The sequence below is a fragment of the Pseudomonas sp. HMSC067G02 genome, assembly GCF_001813485.1.
Lineage (GTDB): Bacteria > Pseudomonadota > Gammaproteobacteria > Pseudomonadales > Pseudomonadaceae > Pseudomonas > Pseudomonas aeruginosa.
In genome coordinates this window covers 65,273-85,095 of the sequence record NZ_KV812708.1, presented here as the reverse complement: position 1 = coordinate 85,095, position 19,823 = coordinate 65,273, and the positions used below count along the sequence as shown (strand labels likewise).

The following is a 19,823-nucleotide window of genomic DNA, read 5'->3' as shown; positions in this document are numbered from 1 at the left end:
CCGCCGATGCGGCGATATTGCAAGCCCTTGCGTGGGTCTCTGGGGAAACCTAGCGCTTCAACCCCGCCAGCGCCATGTTCAGCGCCAGCACGTTGACCACCGCCGGCCCCACCAGCGGCCGCTCGGTGTGGCTTTCCACCAGGTCTTCCACCAGCCGCAGCGGCAGCCCGCGTGCCGTGGCCACCCGCAGCGCCTGGTAACGCGCGGCCTGCGGCGGCAGCTGCGGATCGAGTCCGCTACCGGAGGTAGTGACCAGCGCCAGCGGCACCGGCCCCTGGTCGGCGATACGCTCCTGCGCGGCGTCCCTGGCGATGCGCTCGGCCAGTGCCGGGTTGCTCGGCGCCAGGTTGCTCGCGGCACTGGAAACGGTGGCGTAGTCGCCCGCCGAAGGCCGCGAATGGAACCACTCCTCGCCGTCGAACTTCTGCGCGATCAGCCGCGAGCCGAGCACCTTGCCCTCGGCGTCGCGCAGCAGGCTGCCATTGGCCTGCTCGGGGAACGCCAGTTGGGCGATACCGGTGACCAGCAGCGGATAGGCCACGCCGGTGACCAGGCTCAGCACCAGCAGTGACGCCAGTGCCGGACGGAGTTGCTTGAACATGTGCAGATCCTCTCTTCAGTCCCAGGCCCTCGCCCGACGGCGAGGGCCGTTGTTCATGCCAGGCCGACGGCGGTCAGCAGCAGGTCGATCGCCTTGATCCCGAGGAACGGCGCCACCAGGCCGCCGACGCCATAGATCAGCAGGTTGCGCTGCAGCAGTTGCGAAGCGTCCGCCGCCTGCACCCGCACGCCGCGCAAGGCCAGTGGGATCAACGCGACGATGATCAGCGCGTTGAACACGATGGCCGACAGGATCGCGCTCTGCGGGCTTTGCAGGCGCATCACGTTGAGCACGTCGAGCTGCGGGTAGATGCCGACGAACAGCGCCGGCAGGATGGCGAAGTACTTGGCCACGTCGTTGGCGATGGAGAAGGTGGTCAGCGCGCCGCGGGTGACCAGCAACTCCTTGCCCACCTGGACCACGTCGAGCAGCTTGGTCGGGTCGCTGTCCAGGTCGACCAGGTTGGCCGCCTCGCGGGCGGCCTGGGTGCCGTCGTTCATGGCCATGCCGACGTCGGCCTGGGCCAGCGCCGGGGCGTCGTTGGCACCGTCGCCGCACATCGCCACCAGGCGACCTTCGCCCTGCTCCTGGCGAATCCGCGCCAGTTTCTTCTCCGGGGTAGCCTCGGCGATCACGTCGTCGACCCCAGCCTCGGCGGCGATGGCAGCGGCGGTCAGCGGGTTGTCGCCGGTCACCATCACAGTGCGGATGCCCAGCCGGCGCAGTTCGGCGAAGCGCTCGCGAATGCCCGGCTTGACCACGTCCTTCAGGTGAATGGCGCCGAGCAGCCGGCCGTTGGCTACCACCAGCAGCGGGGTGCCGCCGCTCTGGGCGATCTTGTCCACCTCCCGCGAAAGCACCTCGGGCATCTTCTCCCGCGGCAGGTCGATGAAGCGCAGCGCCGCATCCACCGCCCCCTTGCGGTACACCTGGCCGTTCCAGTCGACCCCGGACAAGCGGGTTTCCGCGCTGAAGGCGATCGGCGTCAGCTCCTCGCGGCGCGGCTCCTCGATCGGATGCAGGATGCGCAGGTATTCGACGATCGACTTGCCTTCCGGCGTGTCGTCGGCCAGCGAGGCCAGCAACGCGCCCTCGGCCAGTTCCTTGCCGCTCACCCCCGGCGCGGCGTACAGCGCGCTGCAGCGGCGGTTGCCGAAGGTGATGGTGCCGGTCTTGTCGAGCAGCAGCACGTGGACGTCGCCGGCCGCCTCCACCGCGCGACCGGACTTGGCGATCACGTTCAGGCGCACCAGGCGGTCCATGCCGGCGATGCCGATGGCCGAGAGCAGGCCGCCGATGGTGGTCGGGATCAGCGTCACCAGCAGCGCCACCAGGAACACCAGCGGCAGGTTGCCGCCGGCGAACAGGGCGAACGGCTTGAGGGTCACCACCACCAGCAGGAAGATCAGGGTCAGGCCGATCAGCAGGATGTCCAGCGCTACTTCGTTGGGGGTCTTCTGCCGCTTGGCGCCTTCCACCAGGGCGATCATCCGGTCCAGGGTCGACTCGCCCGGGTTGGCGCCGATCCGCACCAGCAGCCAGTCGGACACCACCTGGGTGTTGCCGGTCACCGCCGAGCGATCGCCGCCGGACTCGCGGATCACCGGCGCCGATTCGCCGGTGATGGCGGCCTCGTTGACCGCCGCCACGCCTTCGATGACTTCGCCGTCGCCGGGAATCATCTCGCCGGCCTGGACCCGTACCACGTCGCCCTTGCGCAGGCTGCTGGCAGCGACGCTCTCGAAACTGCCGTCGGCGCGCCGCTTATTGGCGGAGAGGCCCTGGCTGCCGGCCTTGAGACTGTCCGCGCGGGCCTTGCCACGCCCCTCGGCGAGCGCTTCGGCGAAATTGGCGAAGAGCACGGTGAACCACAGCCAGAGGGCGATCTGCAGCGCCACCGAGGTCGGCACCGCCTGGTCGGGGACGAAGCACAGCAAGGTGGTGAGCACGGCGGTCAGTTCGACCACCAGCATCACCGGCGAGCGCAGCAACTGGCGCGGGTCGAGCTTGACGAAGGCTTGCAGCAGCGCCGGCCGCCACAAGGCGGCGAGGCTGGTGGACGCGTTGTGGCGACGTTCGAGCGATTTGTGCAAGGCGTTCTTGGACGCCTGGGTCTGAGCGTTCATGTGCGATTCCTTCAGAAGCCGAGGCTCAGTTGTTCAGCGATCGGGCCGAGGGCCAGGGTCGGCAGGAAGGTCAGGCCGCCGACCAGCAGGATGGTCACGGTGAGCAGGCTGACGAACAGCGGACCATGGGTCGGGAAACTGTTCGGCCCCACCGGGCTGGCCTTCTTCGCCGCCAGGCTGCCGGCGATGGCGAGGATCGGCAGGATGTAGCCGAAGCGGCCAATGAGCATGGCCAGGCCGATCATCAGGTTGTGGAACGGCGTGTTGGCACCGAAACCGGCAAACGCCGAGCCGTTGTTGGCGCTCCCCGAGGTGTAGGCGTAGAGCAGTTGGCTGAAGCCGTGCGGGCCGGGGTTGGTCACCGCCGAGGCCGGTCCCGGCAGGCTGGCGGCAATGGCGCCGAGCACCAGCACGCCGACAGGCATCACCAGGAGGGTGAAGACCAGCAGGCGGACCTCCTTCGCCTCGAGCTTCTTGCCCAGGTACTCCGGCGTCCGCCCGACCATCAGGCCGGCGAGGAACACCGCGATCAGGACGAACAGCAGCATGCCGTAGAGGCCGGCGCCGACGCCGCCGAAGATCACCTCGCCGAGCATCATGTTCAGCAGCGGCAGCATGCCGCCCAGGGGGCTCAGGCTGTCGTGCATGGCGTTCACCGAGCCGTTCGAGGCGGCGGTGGTGGTGATCGCCCAGAGCATGCTGGCGGCGGTGCCGAAGCGACTCTCCTTGCCCTCCATCGGTGCGCCCTGCTCGACCGGCAACTGCGCCAGCGCCGGGTTCGGCTGGTATTCGGCCCACAGCGACAGGCCCAGGCCGAGGCAGAACAGCAGCAGCATGCAGCCGAGGATCGCGCGGCTCTGGCGCAGGTCCTTCACGTAATGGCCGAAGGTGAATACCAGCGCCGCCGGGATCAGGATGATCGAGGCCACTTCGAACAGGTTGCTCCAGGCGCTCGGGTTCTCGAACGGATGGGCCGAGTTGACGCCGAAGAAGCCGCCGCCGTTGGTGCCCAGCTGCTTGATGGCGATCTGGCTGGCCGCCGGGCCGAGCGGGATGGTCTGCTCGGCGCCTTGCAAGGTGGTGGCATGGACGTAGTCGAAGAAGGTCTGCGGCACGCCCTGCCAGACCAGCAGCAACGCCAGCAGCAGGCACAGCGGCAGCAGCACGTAGAGGGTGCCGCGGGTCAGGTCGACCCAGAAGTTGCCCAGCTGTCGTGTGGAGCGGCGGCTGATGCCGCGCGCCAGGGCCACCAGCACGCAGAGGCCGACCGCCGCGCTGACGAAGTTCTGCACCGTAAGGCCGACCATCTGGCTGAAGTAGCTCAGCGAGGCCTCGCCGCTGTAGGCCTGCCAGTTGGTGTTGGTGACGAAACTGACCGCGGTGTTGAACGCCAGGGTCCATTCCAGGCCCGGCAGGTGCTGCGGGTTCAGCGGCAGGCTGCCCTGCAGCATGAGGATCGAGAACAGCAGGACCAGGCCGGCCAGGTTGAATGCCAGCAGCGCCAGGGTGTAGGTCTTCCAGTCCTGCTCGCTCGCCGGATCGACGCCGAACAGGCGATAGCAGACGCGCTCCAGTGGCGCCAGCGGCGCGCTGAGGAGATTGCGTTGGCCTTCCATCACCTTGAAGCAGTAGCGCCCGAGGAACGGTGCAGGCACCAGGACCAGGGCGAAAAAGGCCAGGATCAAGAGAATCTCGTGGCTGTTCATGTGCCCTCCCCTAGGCACGGTCGGCGCGTAGCAGCGCCACCAGCAAATAGACGAACAGTCCCGTGGCCAGGGCCAGGGACAACCAATCCAGAACGGTCATGTGTGCGATCTCTCCTTCGAACGGCCTCTGCCGCTTGAGGGAAAGTCTCCGCAAAGGGGGCGTAAAGAAGCGATTCCGGGCCGCGCCGGACGGCATAAAGAAAGCGTAAAGAGTGGTGCGGACAGCGCCTGGGAGAGCAACCGGCCGGGGACTGCGCCACGGCCGGTGACAAGGCGAAGGATCGACGCTAGCCCTGGGCGGCGCGGATCATGTTGCGGGCGATCAGCAGTTGCTGGATCTGCGTGGTGCCCTCGTAGATGCGGAACAGTCGCACGTCGCGATAGAAGCGCTCGATCCCATAGTCGCCGATATAGCCGGCGCCGCCGAAGATCTGCACCGCGCGGTCGGCGACGCGGCCGCACATTTCCGAGGCGAACAGCTTGGCGCAGGACGCCTCGGTACCGACATCGCGGCCTTCGTCGCGCTGCCGCGCGGCGTCGATGACCATGCAGCGCGCCGCGTAGGCTTCGGCCTTGCTGTCGGCGAGCATTGCCTGGATCAACTGGAACTCGGCGATCGGCTGGCCGAACTGCTTGCGTTCCAGGGCATAGCGCAACGCATCCTCGAGCATCCGCTCGGCGACCCCCACGCAGACCGCGGCGATGTGCAGGCGGCCCTTGTCGAGCACCTTCATCGCGGTCTTGAAGCCGACGCCCTCGACCCCGCCGATCAACTGGCTGGCAGGCACCCGGCAGTCGTCGAAGATCACGTCACAGGTATGCGCGCCCTTCTGTCCCATCTTGCGATCCGGCTTGCCCAGGGACAGCCCGGGCGTACCGCGCTCGACGACGAAAGCGGAGATTCCGCCGGCGCCACGGATCGCCGGGTCGGTGCGTGCCATCACGGTGTAGATGCCGGCCTGCGGGGCGTTGGTGATGAAGCGCTTGGTACCGTTGAGCACGTAGTGCTGGCCGTCACGCACCGCCGTGGTCTTCAGCGAGGCGGCGTCGGAACCGGAGTCCGGTTCGGTGAGGCAGAACGAACTGAGCAGTTCGCCCGACGCCAGGCGCGGCAGGTAGCGCCGCTTCTGTTCTTCGGTGCCGTCGATGACGATGCCCTGGGAGCCGATGCCATTGTTGGTGCCCAGCAGCGAACGGAACGCCGGCGAGGTCCGCCCCAGTTCGAAGGCGATGCTCACCTCTTCCTCCATGGTCACCCCGAGGCCGCCGTAGGCCTCCGGGATCGACAGGCCGAACAGGCCCATCTCGCGCATGCGGGCGATGATCGCCTCGGGGATGCGGTCGGTTTCCGCCACCTCCTGCTCATGAGGCACCAGGCTTTCGCGGACGAACTGGCGGATGCTGTCCAGCAGCAGGTTCAGGGTTTCCGGATCACGAATCATGCTCACTCCAATAGGCCCTTAGGCCGGTTGCCATGATTCCGTCACCGGCCTCGGTCAGCGGGTGGCGGCCTCGATGTTGTGGACCATGTGCAGCAGGCGCGGGCCGATGTCGTCCTCCAGTTTCTCGCGCTTGAGGTGGAAACTCGGCCCGCCGCAGTTGAACGCCAGCAGCCCATGGCTCTCGTGGTGCAAGGCCACGCCCACCGCGTTGACGTCGCGTTGCCACTCGCCGAGCGACAGGCAGAAGCCGTAGTCGGCATAGTCGCGGAAGGCCCGCTCCAGCCCCTTGCGCACTTCCGGCCAGTCTTCCGGGTGGCGCTTGCGGATGTGCCCGAGGATGAACTCCCGCTCGTCCTCCGGCATCGCCGCCAGGCAGGCCCGGCCGATAGCGCTGCGGTGCAGCGAGAGGTGGCTGCCGACCTGGCGACGCATGGTCAGGTTGGCCTCGCCATGCACCACGTCGAGGTAGACCATGCTCAGCCGGTCGCGGGCCGCCATGGCCACCGCGGCCTTGGCGTAGCCGGCCATCTCTTCCATCAAAGGGCGGGCGAGCGCGCGAATCGACAGGTTCGAGAGCATCGCGTAGCCGAACGACATCACGCCCACTTCCAACTGGTACTTGCCGCTATGCGGCAGGTGACGCAGATAGCCCAGCCGGGTCAGGGTGTGGGTCAGACGCGACACCGTCGGCTTCGGCAGGCCGGTCTTCTTCGCCAGTTCCTGGTTGCCCAGCAGGCTTTCCCGTGGTGTGAAACAGCGCAGCAATTCCAACCCGCGGGCCAGCGCGGTGACGAACTGGCGGTCCTTGAGTTCCTCGTCTTTCTCCTGCATCGGGTCGATCAGCACAGCTTCGAAGGCGGACACTTCCGCTTCCGTACTGGCACCTTCCGCCGGACTCCGGCGCTCGTCGTTGCCGCGCATAGTAGGGACCTCTTTTTCAAAAAATCAATAAAACAAAATCATATTTCGCATAGCGAAACTAATAGAAGAGCCCATGCACTTTCAACAACTAAAATAAAATCCTTTTAAAACAGTAAATTGTATAAGTAGATCGTCCGAAATCCGACGCGAGTATTTACAACGCCCCGGCTGGCGCTGATTATTTTCGATAAATCATGAAACTATATTTCGTATAGCGAAATATCAATTCATCGGAGCTTCCATGTCCGCCGATCCTTCGCCCGTGGTTCTGCTCGAATTTCCCGCAGCCGATATCGCCCTGCTTCGCCTCAATCGTCCGCAAGCCAGGAACGCGCTGAACGACGAAGTGCGCCAGCGCCTCGCCAGCCACTTCCAGACGCTCGGCGCGGATCCGGCGATCCGCGTCATCGTGCTCACCGGCGACTCGCGCTGCTTTGCAGCTGGCGCCGATCTCCGCGATCTCTCGACGAGCACGGCGATCGGCCTGTACGGCCGCCACAGCGAGCGCTACTGGGAAGCCATCGCGCGCTGCCCGAAGCCGGTGATCGCCGCGGTCAACGGCTTCGCCCTGGGCGGCGGCTGCGAACTGGCGATGCACTGCGACCTGATCGTCGCCGGCGAGTCGGCACAGTTCGCCCAGCCGGAGATCAAGGTCGGGGTGATGCCGGGTGCCGGCGGCACCCAGCGCCTGGTACGGGCGGTGGGCAAGTTCCAGGCGCTGCGCATGCTGTTCACCGGCTGCCTGGTGAAGGCTCCGCAAGCGCTGGCCATGGGCCTGGTCAGCGAAGTGGTGGCGGACGAGTCGACGCTGGCGCGCGCCCTGGAACTGGCCACGGAGATCGCCCGCCTGCCCCCTCTGGCGCTGGCGCAGATCAAGGAGGTGGTCCTGGCCGGTGCCGACCTGCCGCTGGACAGTGCCCTGGCCCTGGAACGCAAGGCGTTCCAGTTGCTGTTCGACTCGCAGGACCAGAAGGAAGGCATGCACGCCTTCCTGGAGAAACGCCCGCCGAACTACCAGGGGAAATAGACGATGCCCGATATTCGTTGTATCGCCGTGGTCGGTACCGGTGCGATGGGCACCGGGATCGCCCAGATCGCCGCCCAGGCCGGCCTGACTGTGTGGCTGTTCGACAGCCGCGCCGAGGCCGCCGCCGAGGCACGCCAGCGCCTGCGGCAAACCTTCGAGAGTCTATGCGGCAAAGGCAAGCTGAGCGCCGCCGACGCCGAGGCCGCGCAAAACCGGCTGCGGGTGGCGGAACGCCTGGAACAACTGGGCGACTGCGAACTGGTGGTGGAGGCCATCGTCGAGCGCCTGGAGGCCAAGCAGGAATTGCTGCGCCGGCTGGAAGCCATAGTCGCGCCGGAGACCATCCTCGCCAGCAATACCTCGTCGTTGTCGATCACCGCCATCGCCGCCGCCTGCGAGCGGCCGCAGCGGGTCGCCGGCTTTCACTTCTTCAACCCGGTGCCGCTGATGCGCGTGGTCGAGGTAGTCGACGGCCTGGCCAGCGCTCCGGAAGTCGGCGACGCCCTGCTCGCCCTCGCCGCGCGCCTGGGCCACCGCGGCGTACGGACCAGGGACAGCCCCGGCTTCATCGTCAACCATGCCGGCCGCGCCTATGGCACCGAGGCCCTGCGCATCCTCGGCGAAGGCGTCGCCGAATGCGCCGAGATCGACCGTGTGCTGCGCGAGTGCGCCGGCTTCCGCATGGGGCCGTTCGAACTGCTCGATCTCACCGGCCTCGACGTGTCGCACCCGGTGATGGAATCGATCTACCAGCAGTACTACCAGGAACCGCGCTACCGCCCGCACCCGCTGACCCGCCAGTTGCTCGCCGCCGGCCGTCTCGGGCGCAAGAGCGGCCAGGGCTTCTATCGCTACGTCGACGGCCAGCCGCAGGACAAGCCCGGTCCGCAACCGGTGCCGCAGGCCGCCATCCGGCCCCCGGTGTGGCTGGGCTGCGAAAACGAGGACGACCGCCGCACGCTCGCCGAACTGCTGCATCGCCTCGGCGTCGAGCCGGAAACCGGCGAACGCCCTTCCGCCGCAGCGCTCTGCCTGCTGGCCGCCTGGGGTGAGGACCTGAGCAGCGCCGTGCAGCGCTTCGCCTGTCCCGCCGAGCGCAGCGTCGGCATCGACCTGCTCTGCGACCTCGAGCGCCGGCGCTGCCTGATGCTCTCGCCGCTGACTACCCCGGCCATGCGCGACGCCGCCCACGCGCTACTGGCTGGCGACGGCGCCGGGGTCACGATGCTGCGCGACAGTCCCGGCTTCGTCGTCCAGCGGATACTGGCGATGATCGTCAACCTCGCCTGCGACATCGCCCAGCAGGGCATTGCCAGCGTCGAGGATATCGACCAGGCGGTGCACCTCGGCCTCGGCTATCCCCACGGCCCGCTGGAATGGGGCGACCGCCTCGGCCCGCGGCGCCTGCTGAGCATTCTCCAGCGCTTGCAGGCGCTTACCGGTGACCCGCGCTACCGGCCCAGTCCCTGGCTGCGCCGACGAGCGCAACTGGGCATGTCCCTGCGCGCCGGCGAAACCGCCGCCGTAGACTGACGCATCGGCGACCTGGCGGCGCAGCGTCATGCGTCTCGCCGCCAGGCCAACGCTTTTTCCCCGAGCGACGCTTTCCGGGCTTGCAGCTGCCGAGGTATCCTGCGCGCAAATTCATCCGATGATTGGATGTTTCTTCCGTGACCATTCCCCTCAAGCGCTCCCTGGTGGACATCGCCCTGGAGCAGATCCGCCAGCGCATCGACGCCGGCCATTGGCCGCTCGGCCAGCGCCTGCCGCCGGAGCCGGAACTCGCCGAGCTGCTCGGCATGAGCCGCAACACCGTGCGCGAAGCGGTGCGCGTGCTGACCTTCTCCGGCGTGCTGGAAGTCCGCCAGGGCGACGGCACCTACGTGCGCGCCTGCGCCGATCCACTGGAAACCATGCTGGTGCTGGCGCGCAGCGCGGTGCAGCACTCCCTGGAGGCACGCGGGATGATCGAGATCGAGGCGGCGCGCCTGGCTGCCGTTCGCCGCGACGACAGCGACCTGAGCGCATTGCGCGAGTATCTCGACGCATCGCGCCAGCGCTACGGCAGCGACGACCTGCAGGACTACATCGAGCACGACGTCCGCTTCCACCAACGGATGGTCGATGCCGCCCACAATCCGGTGCTCAGCGAACTCTACCGCTACTTCTCGCAGGTCATCCGGACCTCGCTGGAACGCACCATGGCCGACCCACAAAGGGCCCAGCCCTGCTTCGAGCTGCACCAGCAACTGCTCGACGCCATAGAACGCGGAGACCCGGACGCTGCCGCCGCGGCCAACCGCGCACTGCTGATCTGAACCCGGGACAGACCCATGACTCACGCCTTGAATGCCCGGCCGGGAGCGCACCCCGGCCATCCTCCGGAAGAACTGCTGATCGATGCCGAAGTCGACGACGAACCAGCCCCGCCGGCGCCGCCGCTACGCCCCTGGCTGCTCCTGCTGGGCCTGGTGCTGGTGGCGCTGAACCTGCGCCCGGCGCTGTCCAGCCTCGCCCCCCTGCTCAACCAGGTACGCGACGATACCGGCCTCTCGGCCGCCGCCGCCGGCCTGCTGACCACCGCGCCGGTACTCTGCCTGGGATTGTTCGCGCCGCTCGCGCCGCGCCTGGCCCGGCGTATCGGCGCCGAACGCAGCGTGCTGCTGATCCTCTTCTGCCTGGCCGGCGGCATCGTCCTGCGCAGCCTGTTCCCGGTGTTCGGCCTGTTCGCCGGCAGCGTCCTGGCCGGCGCCAGCATCGGCATCATCGGCGTGCTCCTGCCGGGCATCGTCAAACGCGACTTCCCGCGCCAGGCCGGGGTGATGACCGGGGTCTACACCATGGCCCTGTGCCTGGGCGCAGCGCTCGCCGCCGGCGCCACCGCGCCGCTGGAGAAGCTCTTCGGCAACTGGGAACTGGCGCTGGCGTTCTGGTCGCTGCCGGCGATCCTCGCCGCCGCCTTCTGGCTGCCGCAGACCCGCCAGGGCCAGCACGCCCATCGCCAGGCCTTCCGTGTCGTCGGTCTGTGGCGCGACCCGCTGGCCTGGCAGGTCACGCTGTACATGGGCCTGCAGTCGTCCCTGGCCTACATCGTCTTCGGTTGGCTGCCGTCGATCCTGATCGACCGCGGCATGACTGCGGTGGAAGCCGGCCTGGTGCTGTCCGGCTCGGTGATGCTGCAACTGATCACCGCCCTGCTCGCGCCCTGGCTCGCCGCTCGCGCCAGGGACCAGCGCCTGGCGGTGGTGCTGGTGATGGCGACCACCCTCGCCGGCCTGCTCGGCTTCCTCTATGCGCCGCTGCCGACCATCTGGGGCTGGGCGGTCCTGCTCGGCCTCGGCCAGGGCGGCACCTTCAGCATCGCCCTGGCGCTGATCGTCCTGCGCTCGCGCGACGCCCACGTCGCCTCGCATCTGTCGGGCATGGCCCAGGGCGTCGGCTACACCCTGGCGGCCATGGGACCGTTCATGGTCGGCGTGGTCCACGACCTGACCGGCGGCTGGAACGCGGTCGGCTATATCTTCATCGGCGTCGCCATCGCCGCCACCCTGTTCGGCCTCGGCGCCGGGCGCAGCCAGTACGTGGGGGCCCGCAGCGAACACCTGTAGCCCCGCAGACGCAAAAAGCCCCGCATCGCGGGGCTTTTTCTCCTTCGTCACTCAGGCATCCGGGCCGCGCCCTTCGCCGGGCGGCGTCCGCGGCGTGCTGGCGATCCAGTCGCTGAGCAGGTTGTAGGCCACTGCCAGCAGGATCGGGCCGAGGAACAGGCCCATGAAGCCGAACGCCAGCAGGCCGCCGAACACCCCGAGCAGCACCACCACCAGCGGCAGGTTGCCGCCACGGCTGATCAGGTAGGGTTTGAGGATGTTGTCCACCCCGCTGATGATGAAGAAGCCCCACAGGCCGAGGAACACCCCGTGGCCATAGTCGCCCTTGAAGAACAGCCAGGCGGTGGCCGGGCCCCAGACCAGCGGCGGGACCATCAGCAGGCTGCAGGCGAAGGTCAGCAGGCCGAGCAGCATGGCTCCCGGTACGCCGGCGATCGTGAAGCCGATCCAGGCCAGCAGGGCTTGCGCCGCGGCGGTGCCGATCACCCCGTTGACCACCCGCTGTACGGTGCCGGCGACAAGGTCGCGATAGTGCTCCGCGCGGTTGCCGATCAGGCGTTCCAGGGCACGGTGGACGATGGACTCCAGGCGCGGCCCGTCGCGGTAGAAGAAGAAGATCAGGATCAGACTGAGGACCAGTTCCAGGATCCCTCCACCGATCTTCGCGCTGCGCGCCAGCAGCCAGTTGCCGACCTCGCCGACATAGGGCTTGAGCACGTAGAAGAACGCCACGCCCTGTTGGTCGATGGAGTTCCACCAGCCGATCAGGCGGTCGCCGATCAGCGGGACGCCGGCCATCCACGAAGGCGGCGGCGGCAGGCCCTCGACCTGGAGATTCTTCAATAGCTCCATCAGCGAACGAACGTTGTCCGCCAGGCCGAAGCCGAGCCAGATCAGCGGCAACGCCACCAGGACGATCCAGCCCAGGGTCAGCAGGCCCGCCGCCAGCGACTCGCGGCCACCGAGCAGGCGCGTGAGCATACGCATCAGCGGCCAACTGGCGAAAGCCAACACCGCGGCCCAGAACAGCGCCGACCAGAATGGCGCCAGCACCCAGAGACTGGCACCGAGCAGGCCGAACAACAGCACGCGAAGCAACAGCCGATCGTTATCGAACATCAAGGCAGGCCTTCCTCAAAGGGGGATACACCGATAGACAGCGCTCGGCGTGCGCCGTTTCCAGCCGGAGCGTGGGGCGCGGGGGAAAGGCAGTCTACTCTGGCGGGCGGCCTTGCCGAAGGCATTTTCGCCATCGCCCGGGCCCGCAGGCCCGGGCGAACGCGTTCAACGCAGCCAGTTGAGGTGCAGGCCCTCGACCTCCGACTGGCCCAGCTCCATGCGGCTGTTCAGCACGCCCTGCCCGCGCAGGGCGTCGCGCCACTCCTGGGCGTGCTTGCCGGACAGCTCGACCCGCACCCCGGTATCCAGGCGCAGGGTCCGCACCAGCAACTCAAGCCAGGAGCCGGCCGGCTCCGCCGGCACATGGCTGAGGGTCAGTTCGCCGTTGGCCTTGAGCAGGCGCAGCAGGGTCGCCGGGCTCGGCAGCAGTTCCCCCAGCGGCGCATCGGCCTTGAGTTCCTCGGCCTGCAGGTAGGCGCGGCGATTGCCGCGGGTGATCGAGTAGACCGCCACCAGGCTGTTCTCCTGTGGCGCCGCCAGGCGCACCAGCAGGTAGGCCTGCTGCTCGTCCGGGCCGTACAGCTTGGCATTGCCGAACACGGCGTTGGCCAGCAGGCTGCTGGAGCCGCAGTCGCGCCGCTCGCACCAGAACAACGGCGTGGCGTCGGCCTTGAGCAGCGCGGTGCGCGCCGCGGCGAACGCCTCCTGGCTGCTGTGCTCGGGCGGCAAGCGGTAGGTCAGCGCGGTCAGCTCGCCTTCGGCGCGCACCTCGCCCTCCATGCGCAGGCGACCGCTGATGCGGCTGATCGCCCCTAGCGGGTAGATCCGCTCCTCGCTCGGCGCCTGGCGGAAGTCGACGATCTCGGCGCGCGGGAAGCGCGGCAGGACGTCCAGGTCATGGCTGCCGGGAAGGTCGGCGGCCAGCGCCGAAAAGCTGAAAACGCCCAGGGATAGCAACAGGAACCCTCGCATACCGGCCCTCAACGGGTCAGCATCGACTGGGCGGTACGGATGGCGTCGTCGCCCTCCTTCTCCCGCCGCGGCACCAGCAGTCCGCGCTGCACCGCGGGACGCGCCTCGATGGCGGCGATCCAGCGTTGCAGGTTGTCCAGCCCGTCGACGGCGACACCGGACCAGTCGTGGATGCGCACCCAGGGATAGGTGGCGATGTCGGCAATGCTGTAGTCGCCGGCGAGGTACTCGGCCTCGCCCAGGCGACCGTCGAGAACTTCGTAGAGGCGCCGGGTCTCATGCTGGTAGCGGTCGATGGCGCCCTGCAACTTCTCCGGGAAATAACGGAAGAACACGTTGGCCTGCCCCTGCATCGGGCCGACCCCGCCCATCTGGAACATCAGCCACTGGATCACCCGCGAGCGACCCTTGACGTCGGCGGGCATCAGTTGCCCGGTCTTCTCGGCGAGGTAGATGAGGATCGCGCCCGACTCGAAGACGGCGAAGTCGTCGTTGTCGCGGTCGACGATGGCCGGGATGCGGCCGTTGGGATTGATCCTGAGGAATTCCGGAGCCTTCTGCTCCTTCTTGTCGAACGACAGCGCGTGCACCCTGTAGGGCAGGCCCATTTCCTCGAGGGCGATGGAAACCTTGTGGCCGTTCGGCGTGGCGGCGGTGTAGAGATCGATCATGCGGTGACTCTCCGTAACGATCCGTCCAGCCTTACGGCTGGACCCGGAATAGTCAAGGAAACAACGGCAAGCCGGTGTTTCAGCGCGCGAAGAAGGCCGCGAAGACCCTGGCCACCGCCTGCGCCCCGGCCTCATCGTCCAGATGCAGGTGATGCCCGCCCGGCAGGTGGTGCCGCTCGAACGGCAGGGTCTCCAGCAGCGCCCGCATGCGCGGCTCCACCGCCAGCATGCCCTGTTCGGCCAGTACCAGGCTGACCGGGCATTCCACGCTGCGCACGAAGTTCAGCGCGTGGGCCTGGGTCAGGCGCAGCGGCGACGGTAGGGTCAGGCGCGCGTCGGTGCGCCAGGTATAGCCGCCGGGCACCGGTTCCAGGCCGCGCTGGGCGAGCAGTTCGGCGGCCTCCCGGGAGATCTCGCCTACCCCGCGCATCCGCGCTTCCACGGCTTTTTCCAGCTCGGCATAGACCGGCTTGCGCTTGTGGCGTAGCGCCAGTTGCGCCTTCAGCGCTTCGCCGAGCTTCTGCGGCGCCTTGTCGGCTTCGCCAGTGTAGGGAATCAGGCCATCGATCAACGCCAGCCGCTCGATGCGCTCGGGCAAGGCCCCGGCGAGCAGCACCGAGACGATGGCGCCCATCGAGTGCCCCAACAGGGAAAACCGCTCCCAGCCCAGTTGCTCGGCCACCAGCAGCACGTCCAGCGCGTAGTCCCAGAGCAGGTAGCTGGCACCCTCGGCACGATGCGCGGAATGCCCGTGGCCGGCGAAGTCGAGGGCGACGATACGCAGCCCGGCGAGCTTCGGCGCCAGGCGCGAGAAGCTCATGGCGTTGTCCAGCCAGCCATGCAGGGCGATCACCGGCTTGCCGTCCGGCGGACCGAACAGATGCGCGGCCAGTTCGATGTGCGGCAGGCTGATGCGTACTTCCTCGACCTGCAGGCTCATGCCGAACGCTCCTCGGTCGCCCGCGACCAGCGATCGAACACGCCTTTCAGCAGTTCGGCGGTTTCCCGCGGGCGCTCCAGCGGGAACATGTGGCCGCCGGGCAGCGACATGAACTCGCCGCGCGGCATCGCCCGGATCAGCCGGGTGTGGTGCGGCAACACCACCTTGCTGTGCCGCCCGCGCACCATCGCCAGCGGCACCTGCAACTGCCGCGCACGCCCCGGACTGCTGTGCGGCACGCTGCGGTAGATGCTGATCTCGGTGGCCGGATCGAAGCGCAGGCGCAGGCCGGAACCGCCGCCGCTGTCGGCCAGCCCGTGGCGTACGTAGGCCTCCAGGCAGTCGGGGTCGAAACGGCGGAACAGCGCCTTGCCGGAGAAGTAGGCCCGCGCCTCCTCCAGGTCGGGAAACGCCTCGCGACGCCCCAGGGTGCGCCCGGCCGGAGTGATCCGGTCGATGAAGCCGAAGCGCTTGGCGGCACGGATCACCAGGCGGTCGGCGAGGGTCAGCACCGGCGAATCGAGCATCACCACGCCGCGGTAGAGTTCCGGCCGGCGCAGCGCCGCGTGGTAGTGCAGCACGCCGCCGAGGGAATGGCCGACGCCCCAGACCGGCTGTTCCAGGCTGGCGAGATGGTGCAGCAGTTCGTCCACCAGGTTGTCCCAGTTGTCGTTCACCGGGAAACGCGGGTCGTGCCCGTGCATTTCCAGGTGATCCACCCGGTACTCCGGCGCCAACGCCTCGAACAGCTTGGCGTAGGTAGCCGACGGGAAGCCGTTGGCGTGGGCGAAGAAAACCGATTGCGACATGCGCGACGTCTCGACAGGGCTGATGCCAGGGATTCTCCGGCAGCCTCGCCGAGGCGGCAATGGCTTTGCCGGCTGCCTTGCACGGCGAAGCGGCCAAAACCTCAGGCAGAGCGGACGAGATGCTCGAGGATCGCCGCCGCCACCAGCAGGAACACCACCCCGCAGGCCGCGTCCAGCCAGGGCACCGCGCGCAACAGGCGGGCCTGCAGGGCCGGGCGGGTAAGGGTCAGGCTGAGCAGGCCGAACCAGCAGGCGCCCATGCCGAACAGCAGCGCCGCCACCGCCAGCTTGCCGCCGAGCGACATCTGCGCAGGAATCAGGCTGCCGAGCAAGGCGATGAAGAACACCAGCGCCTTGGGATTGAACAGATTGGTCGCCACCCCGCGCAGCCAGGGCCCCAGGGGCGACGGCGGCAGCGCCCCGTCGAGCCGGCCCGGCTGGCCGTCGCCGCGCCGCAGCCAGGCGCGCAGCGCGCCGACGCCGAGCCAGGCCAGGTACAGCGCGCCGAGCGCCTGCAGAATGGCGAACAGCACAGGCGTACGGCTGAGCAGCAGCGACACGCCGGTCAGCACCAGGGTGGTATGCAGGAGAATCCCGCAGGCCAGCCCCAGCGCGCTGGCCAGGCCGGCCCGCCGCCCCTGGTGCAGGGACGTGCGCACCACCAGGGCGACATCGGGACCGGGGCTGACCAGGGCGACGGCGAACACCGCCGCCAGGGTCAGCAAGACAGACAATTCCTGCATGGCTACTCCACGAAAAAGGGATCGGAAAGGAAAACGCGATTCAGCGCTGGCGCAGGCGCGCCGGCGGTAACCCGTAGGTGCGACGGAACAGACGGCTGAAGTGCGCCTGGTCGTAGAAACCGAACTGCTGGGCCACCTGGCTCAACGGCTGCTCGCCGCGCAGTACCAGCGGCAAGGCGCGCTCCAGGCGCAGTTGGGTCAGCCACTGGTGGGGCGGCAGGCCACAGTGACGGCGGAAGCGCCGCAGCGCCTGCCAGGGGCTCAGGCCGCAGAAGGCGGCCAGTTCCTCCAGGCTCGGCGGGTATTCCAGGCGCGACTCCAGCCAGTCGCGCAGCCGCGTCCAGTCGCGCTGGCCGAAGCCTTCCCGGTCGCCCTCCTCCAGGCGCAGGCTGCTGCCCAGGCTGAGCAGGCAGGCCAGCGCCTGCCAGAGGTGCTCTTCCAGGGCCAGACGGTTCTCCAGCGCCGCCGCTCCGCCGAGCATGCCCAGGTGCAACTGACGCAGGCGCTGCTGCAGACGCTCGTCGCGGACCAGGCTGCTGGTCAGGCGCGGCGCCCCCCGGCGGCCGTCGCTGAAGTCGCGGCTGGCGCGCTCCAGCCAGTCGGCATCGAGCGCCAGGACGCGGATACGGTAGCCCTCCTCGCCGGCGCTGCTGCCGTCGTGGATGCTTTCCGGCGCCATCAGCAACGCGTCGCCGGCCCCGGCCAGGCGCCGTTCGCCGCCGGCGGCATAGCGATGCCGGCCCTGCAGCAGCAAGCCGATGTGGTACTCCAGGTGGAAGTGCCGGGGAAAGGAAAAGCGGTTGTGCTCGGCGTCGATCAGGCGTACGCCGGGAATCCCGCTGCTGAGATGGGTGATCTGCTCCATCCCGCTACTCTACCGCCAGCGGGACGGAACGATCTTGGACAAAATTGCGGACCGCGCTCAGCCCGCCCTGCCCGCCAGCGGCACCACCGCCATGGTCAGGCGGGCGATGCAGCTCGGCTTGCCGTCGTCGCCACTGAGGCGGATGTCCCAGACATGGGTGGTACGCCCCAGGTGGATCGCCCTGGCCACCGCAGTGACCCGGCCGCTGCGCAGGCCGCGCAGGTGGTTGGCGTTCACTTCCAGGCCGACGCAGTAGTACTGACTGGTGTCGACGCACAGGTAGCTGGCCATCGAGCCCAGGCTTTCCGCGAGGACCACCGAGGCGCCGCCATGCAGCAGGCCGAACGGCTGGTGGGTACGCGAGTCGACCGGCATGCTGGCGGTCAGCGACTCGTCGTCGAAGGCTTCGAAGCGGATGCCAAGCAGGTCGCCGATGCTGTTCTTCTGCGAGGCGTTCAGTTGCTCCAGGTCGGGCGTTTGTCGCCAGAGGCTCATGGGAATTCCTTGCGCAAGGGGGAAGCCCGGAAGGGCTTCCCGTCGGTGGGAGTCATTCGTGCCAGAGCACGGCCTCGCGGCGTTCCACCCATTCGTGGAAGCGCGAGCCATAGGCACCTTCCACCATATTGCGCTTGATCTTCAAGGTCGGCGTGAGGAAACCGTTGTCCACCGCCCAGGTTTCCTGCACCAGGACCAGGCCGACCAGGCGCTCGTGCTTGTCGAGCGCACCGTTGACCTGTTCCAGGTGCGCCCGCAGGCTGCTTTCCAGCGCCCCGCGGGTACCATTGAGGGCCTCCCGGCGACCGACCTCGGAGAGCACGCAGAGCCCCAGCGGCGCGCTGAGGCCCTCGCCGACCACGCAGACCTGCTCGATACGATCGTGCACCGCCAGGCGGTTCTCGATCGGCGCCGGCGCCACGTACTTGCCCTTGCTGGTCTTGAAGATTTCCTTCATCCGCCCGGTCAGGCGCAGGTTGCCGTCGGCGTCCTGCTCGCCCTTGTCGCCGGTGCGCAGGAAACCGTCGGCGGTGAGCACCTCGGCGGTCTTCTCCGGCTCCTTGTAGTAGCCGACCATGGTCGCGCCGCTACGCACCTGCACCTCGCCCTCGTCGCTGATGCGTACCTCGACGCCGGGGCTGTTCTGGCCGATCCAGCCGGTCTTCTGCCGGCCGGGCCGGCAGACGTGGGAGTAGCCGCTGTTCTCGGTCATCCCGTAGACCTCGAGCACGTCCAGGCCCAGGCGGCGATACCAGAGCAGCAGCGCCTCGGGTACCGGCGCCGCGCCGCAGAGCGCGTAGCGCACCGCGTCCAGGCCTAGCCCGGCGAGCACCTTGCGACCGACGATGCGGCCGAGGATCGGCAGCTTCAGCAGGCGGTCGAGCTTCTGCGCCGGCATCTTCGAATACACCCCCATCTGGAACTTGGTCCAGATGCGCGGCACGCCGAACAGCAGGGTCGGCCGCGCACGCTTCATGTCCTCGACGAAGGTGTCCAGGCTTTCGGCGAAGAACACCGTGGTTCCCCCGTAGAGCGACCCCATCTCGACGAACATCCGCTCCGCCACATGGCACAGCGGCAGGTAGGAGAGCATCCGGTCGTCTTCGCGAGTGCCGAACAGTTCCACGCCGCGGCTGGCGGCGAAGGCGAAACTGCTGAAGTTGTGCATCACCCCCTTGGGCACGCCGGTGGTTCCAGAGGTGTAGATCAGGGTGGCGAGTTGCTCGGCGGCGGTCGGCGTGTCGCCTTCGAGCGGCGCGCAGGCCTGCAGGTCGCTCCACTGGCGGTCGAAACGCCCTTCCGGGTGCAACGGCATGGCCACGGTCGGTATGCCCTCGGGGACTCCGGGCGCCATCGCCGGCCAATCGTCGAGCTTGCCGACGAAGACCACCGCCGACTCGGAATGCTCCAGCACCTGGCGCGCCGACTCGGCGGTGAGATTGGGATAGAGGGGGACGGAAACGTGCCCGGCCATCCAGATCGCCAGGTCAGTGACGATCCAGTGCGCACAGTTCTTCGAGATGATCGCGATACGGCTGCCGGCGGGGAGATCCAGGCTGCGCAACCAGGCGGCTGCACGCCGCGCCTGGTCGCCCACCTCGCCCCAGCTCAGCTCCTCGACCCGGCCGCCACCGATGGGCTGCACCAGGTAACGCCGTTGCGGATGACGCTTTTCGCGCTCGAAGAAGACTTCGAGCGGCAGACGATTTGCAGTGACCACGTACCGCCTCCGTTGTTGTTGTTCTGGGAGATCGACCAAGCACTTGCTTGGTCGAATA

19 protein-coding genes are annotated in these 19,823 nt (G+C 68.1%); 4 read left to right on the top strand and 15 right to left on the bottom strand.

The window, feature by feature from the left end; translation table 11 throughout:
• Window positions 1-49 precede the first annotated feature (49 nt).
• From kdpC to HMPREF2914_RS23305, 6 genes are all read right to left on the bottom strand, one after another.
• A complete protein-coding gene (gene kdpC, locus HMPREF2914_RS23330; RefSeq protein ID WP_003087529.1) occupies window positions 50-601 on the bottom strand; it encodes a potassium-transporting ATPase subunit KdpC in 552 nt (183 codons plus the stop codon).
• 53 nt (window positions 602-654) lie between these two features.
• On the bottom strand, window positions 655-2,727 hold the full coding sequence (kdpB, locus tag HMPREF2914_RS23325; protein ID WP_003087527.1) for a potassium-transporting ATPase subunit KdpB: 2,073 nt from the start codon (window positions 2,725-2,727) through the stop codon (window positions 655-657).
• 11 nt (window positions 2,728-2,738) lie between these two features.
• Window positions 2,739-4,433, bottom strand: a complete 1,695-nt coding sequence (kdpA, locus tag HMPREF2914_RS23320; RefSeq protein ID WP_023091989.1) for a potassium-transporting ATPase subunit KdpA — start codon at window positions 4,431-4,433, stop codon at window positions 2,739-2,741.
• A gap of 10 nt (window positions 4,434-4,443) precedes the next feature.
• Window positions 4,444-4,533, bottom strand: coding sequence for a K(+)-transporting ATPase subunit F (locus tag HMPREF2914_RS23315; protein ID WP_003097848.1), 90 nt, complete (start codon window positions 4,531-4,533; stop codon window positions 4,444-4,446).
• 187 nt (window positions 4,534-4,720) lie between these two features.
• Entirely contained in the window at window positions 4,721-5,875 is a 1,155-nt protein-coding gene (locus HMPREF2914_RS23310; RefSeq protein WP_003109952.1) for an acyl-CoA dehydrogenase family protein, read from the bottom strand.
• 54 nt (window positions 5,876-5,929) lie between these two features.
• A complete protein-coding gene (locus HMPREF2914_RS23305) occupies window positions 5,930-6,796 on the bottom strand; it encodes an IclR family transcriptional regulator (protein ID WP_003097851.1) in 867 nt (288 codons plus the stop codon).
• 241 nt (window positions 6,797-7,037) lie between these two features.
• Between HMPREF2914_RS23305 and HMPREF2914_RS23300 the strand changes: the two genes are divergently transcribed.
• From HMPREF2914_RS23300 to HMPREF2914_RS23285, 4 genes are all read left to right on the top strand, one after another.
• Entirely contained in the window at window positions 7,038-7,823 is a 786-nt protein-coding gene (locus tag HMPREF2914_RS23300) for an enoyl-CoA hydratase (protein ID WP_003087516.1), read from the top strand.
• Window positions 7,824-7,826: 3 nt separating this feature from the next.
• Window positions 7,827-9,356 (top strand): 3-hydroxyacyl-CoA dehydrogenase, encoded by a 1,530-nt coding sequence (locus tag HMPREF2914_RS23295; protein ID WP_023091990.1) that lies wholly within the window; start codon window positions 7,827-7,829, stop codon window positions 9,354-9,356.
• Window positions 9,357-9,493: 137 nt separating this feature from the next.
• Complete coding sequence (locus HMPREF2914_RS23290; RefSeq protein WP_003087512.1) at window positions 9,494-10,141, top strand: FadR/GntR family transcriptional regulator; 648 nt, start codon at window positions 9,494-9,496, stop codon at window positions 10,139-10,141.
• 15 nt (window positions 10,142-10,156) lie between these two features.
• Complete coding sequence (locus tag HMPREF2914_RS23285; RefSeq protein WP_003140135.1) at window positions 10,157-11,431, top strand: CynX/NimT family MFS transporter; 1,275 nt, start codon at window positions 10,157-10,159, stop codon at window positions 11,429-11,431.
• 51 nt (window positions 11,432-11,482) lie between these two features.
• On the opposite strand, the gene HMPREF2914_RS23280 is transcribed toward HMPREF2914_RS23285, so the two are convergent.
• The 9 genes from HMPREF2914_RS23280 to HMPREF2914_RS23240 form a co-directional block, all read right to left on the bottom strand.
• Window positions 11,483-12,550, bottom strand: a complete 1,068-nt coding sequence (locus tag HMPREF2914_RS23280) for an AI-2E family transporter (protein ID WP_003087507.1) — start codon at window positions 12,548-12,550, stop codon at window positions 11,483-11,485.
• A 165-nt stretch (window positions 12,551-12,715) separates the two neighbouring features.
• On the bottom strand, window positions 12,716-13,522 hold the full coding sequence (locus HMPREF2914_RS23275; protein WP_003087504.1) for a DUF4892 domain-containing protein: 807 nt from the start codon (window positions 13,520-13,522) through the stop codon (window positions 12,716-12,718).
• An 8-nt stretch (window positions 13,523-13,530) separates the two neighbouring features.
• Window positions 13,531-14,193 (bottom strand): glutathione S-transferase family protein, encoded by a 663-nt coding sequence (locus HMPREF2914_RS23270; protein WP_003087500.1) that lies wholly within the window; start codon window positions 14,191-14,193, stop codon window positions 13,531-13,533.
• Window positions 14,194-14,272: 79 nt separating this feature from the next.
• Window positions 14,273-15,133 carry an alpha/beta fold hydrolase gene (locus HMPREF2914_RS23265; RefSeq protein WP_023091991.1) on the bottom strand — a complete coding sequence of 287 codons (861 nt, stop codon included), beginning with the start codon at window positions 15,131-15,133 and terminating at the stop codon, window positions 14,273-14,275.
• Complete coding sequence (locus tag HMPREF2914_RS23260) at window positions 15,130-15,942, bottom strand: alpha/beta fold hydrolase (protein ID WP_003087496.1); 813 nt, start codon at window positions 15,940-15,942, stop codon at window positions 15,130-15,132. The genes HMPREF2914_RS23265 and HMPREF2914_RS23260 overlap by 4 nt, the downstream gene beginning before the upstream one ends.
• A gap of 101 nt (window positions 15,943-16,043) precedes the next feature.
• The gene (locus tag HMPREF2914_RS23255; protein WP_003120430.1) at window positions 16,044-16,685 is read right to left on the bottom strand and encodes a LysE family translocator; all 642 of its coding nucleotides are present in this window, start codon (window positions 16,683-16,685) and stop codon (window positions 16,044-16,046) included.
• 40 nt (window positions 16,686-16,725) lie between these two features.
• Complete coding sequence (locus tag HMPREF2914_RS23250; protein WP_023091992.1) at window positions 16,726-17,550, bottom strand: AraC family transcriptional regulator; 825 nt, start codon at window positions 17,548-17,550, stop codon at window positions 16,726-16,728.
• A gap of 57 nt (window positions 17,551-17,607) precedes the next feature.
• On the bottom strand, window positions 17,608-18,045 hold the full coding sequence (locus HMPREF2914_RS23245; protein ID WP_003087490.1) for a hotdog fold thioesterase: 438 nt from the start codon (window positions 18,043-18,045) through the stop codon (window positions 17,608-17,610).
• A gap of 52 nt (window positions 18,046-18,097) precedes the next feature.
• Window positions 18,098-19,765 carry an AMP-binding protein gene (locus HMPREF2914_RS23240; RefSeq protein ID WP_003087486.1) on the bottom strand — a complete coding sequence of 556 codons (1,668 nt, stop codon included), beginning with the start codon at window positions 19,763-19,765 and terminating at the stop codon, window positions 18,098-18,100.
• Window positions 19,766-19,823: the final 58 nt, after the last annotated feature.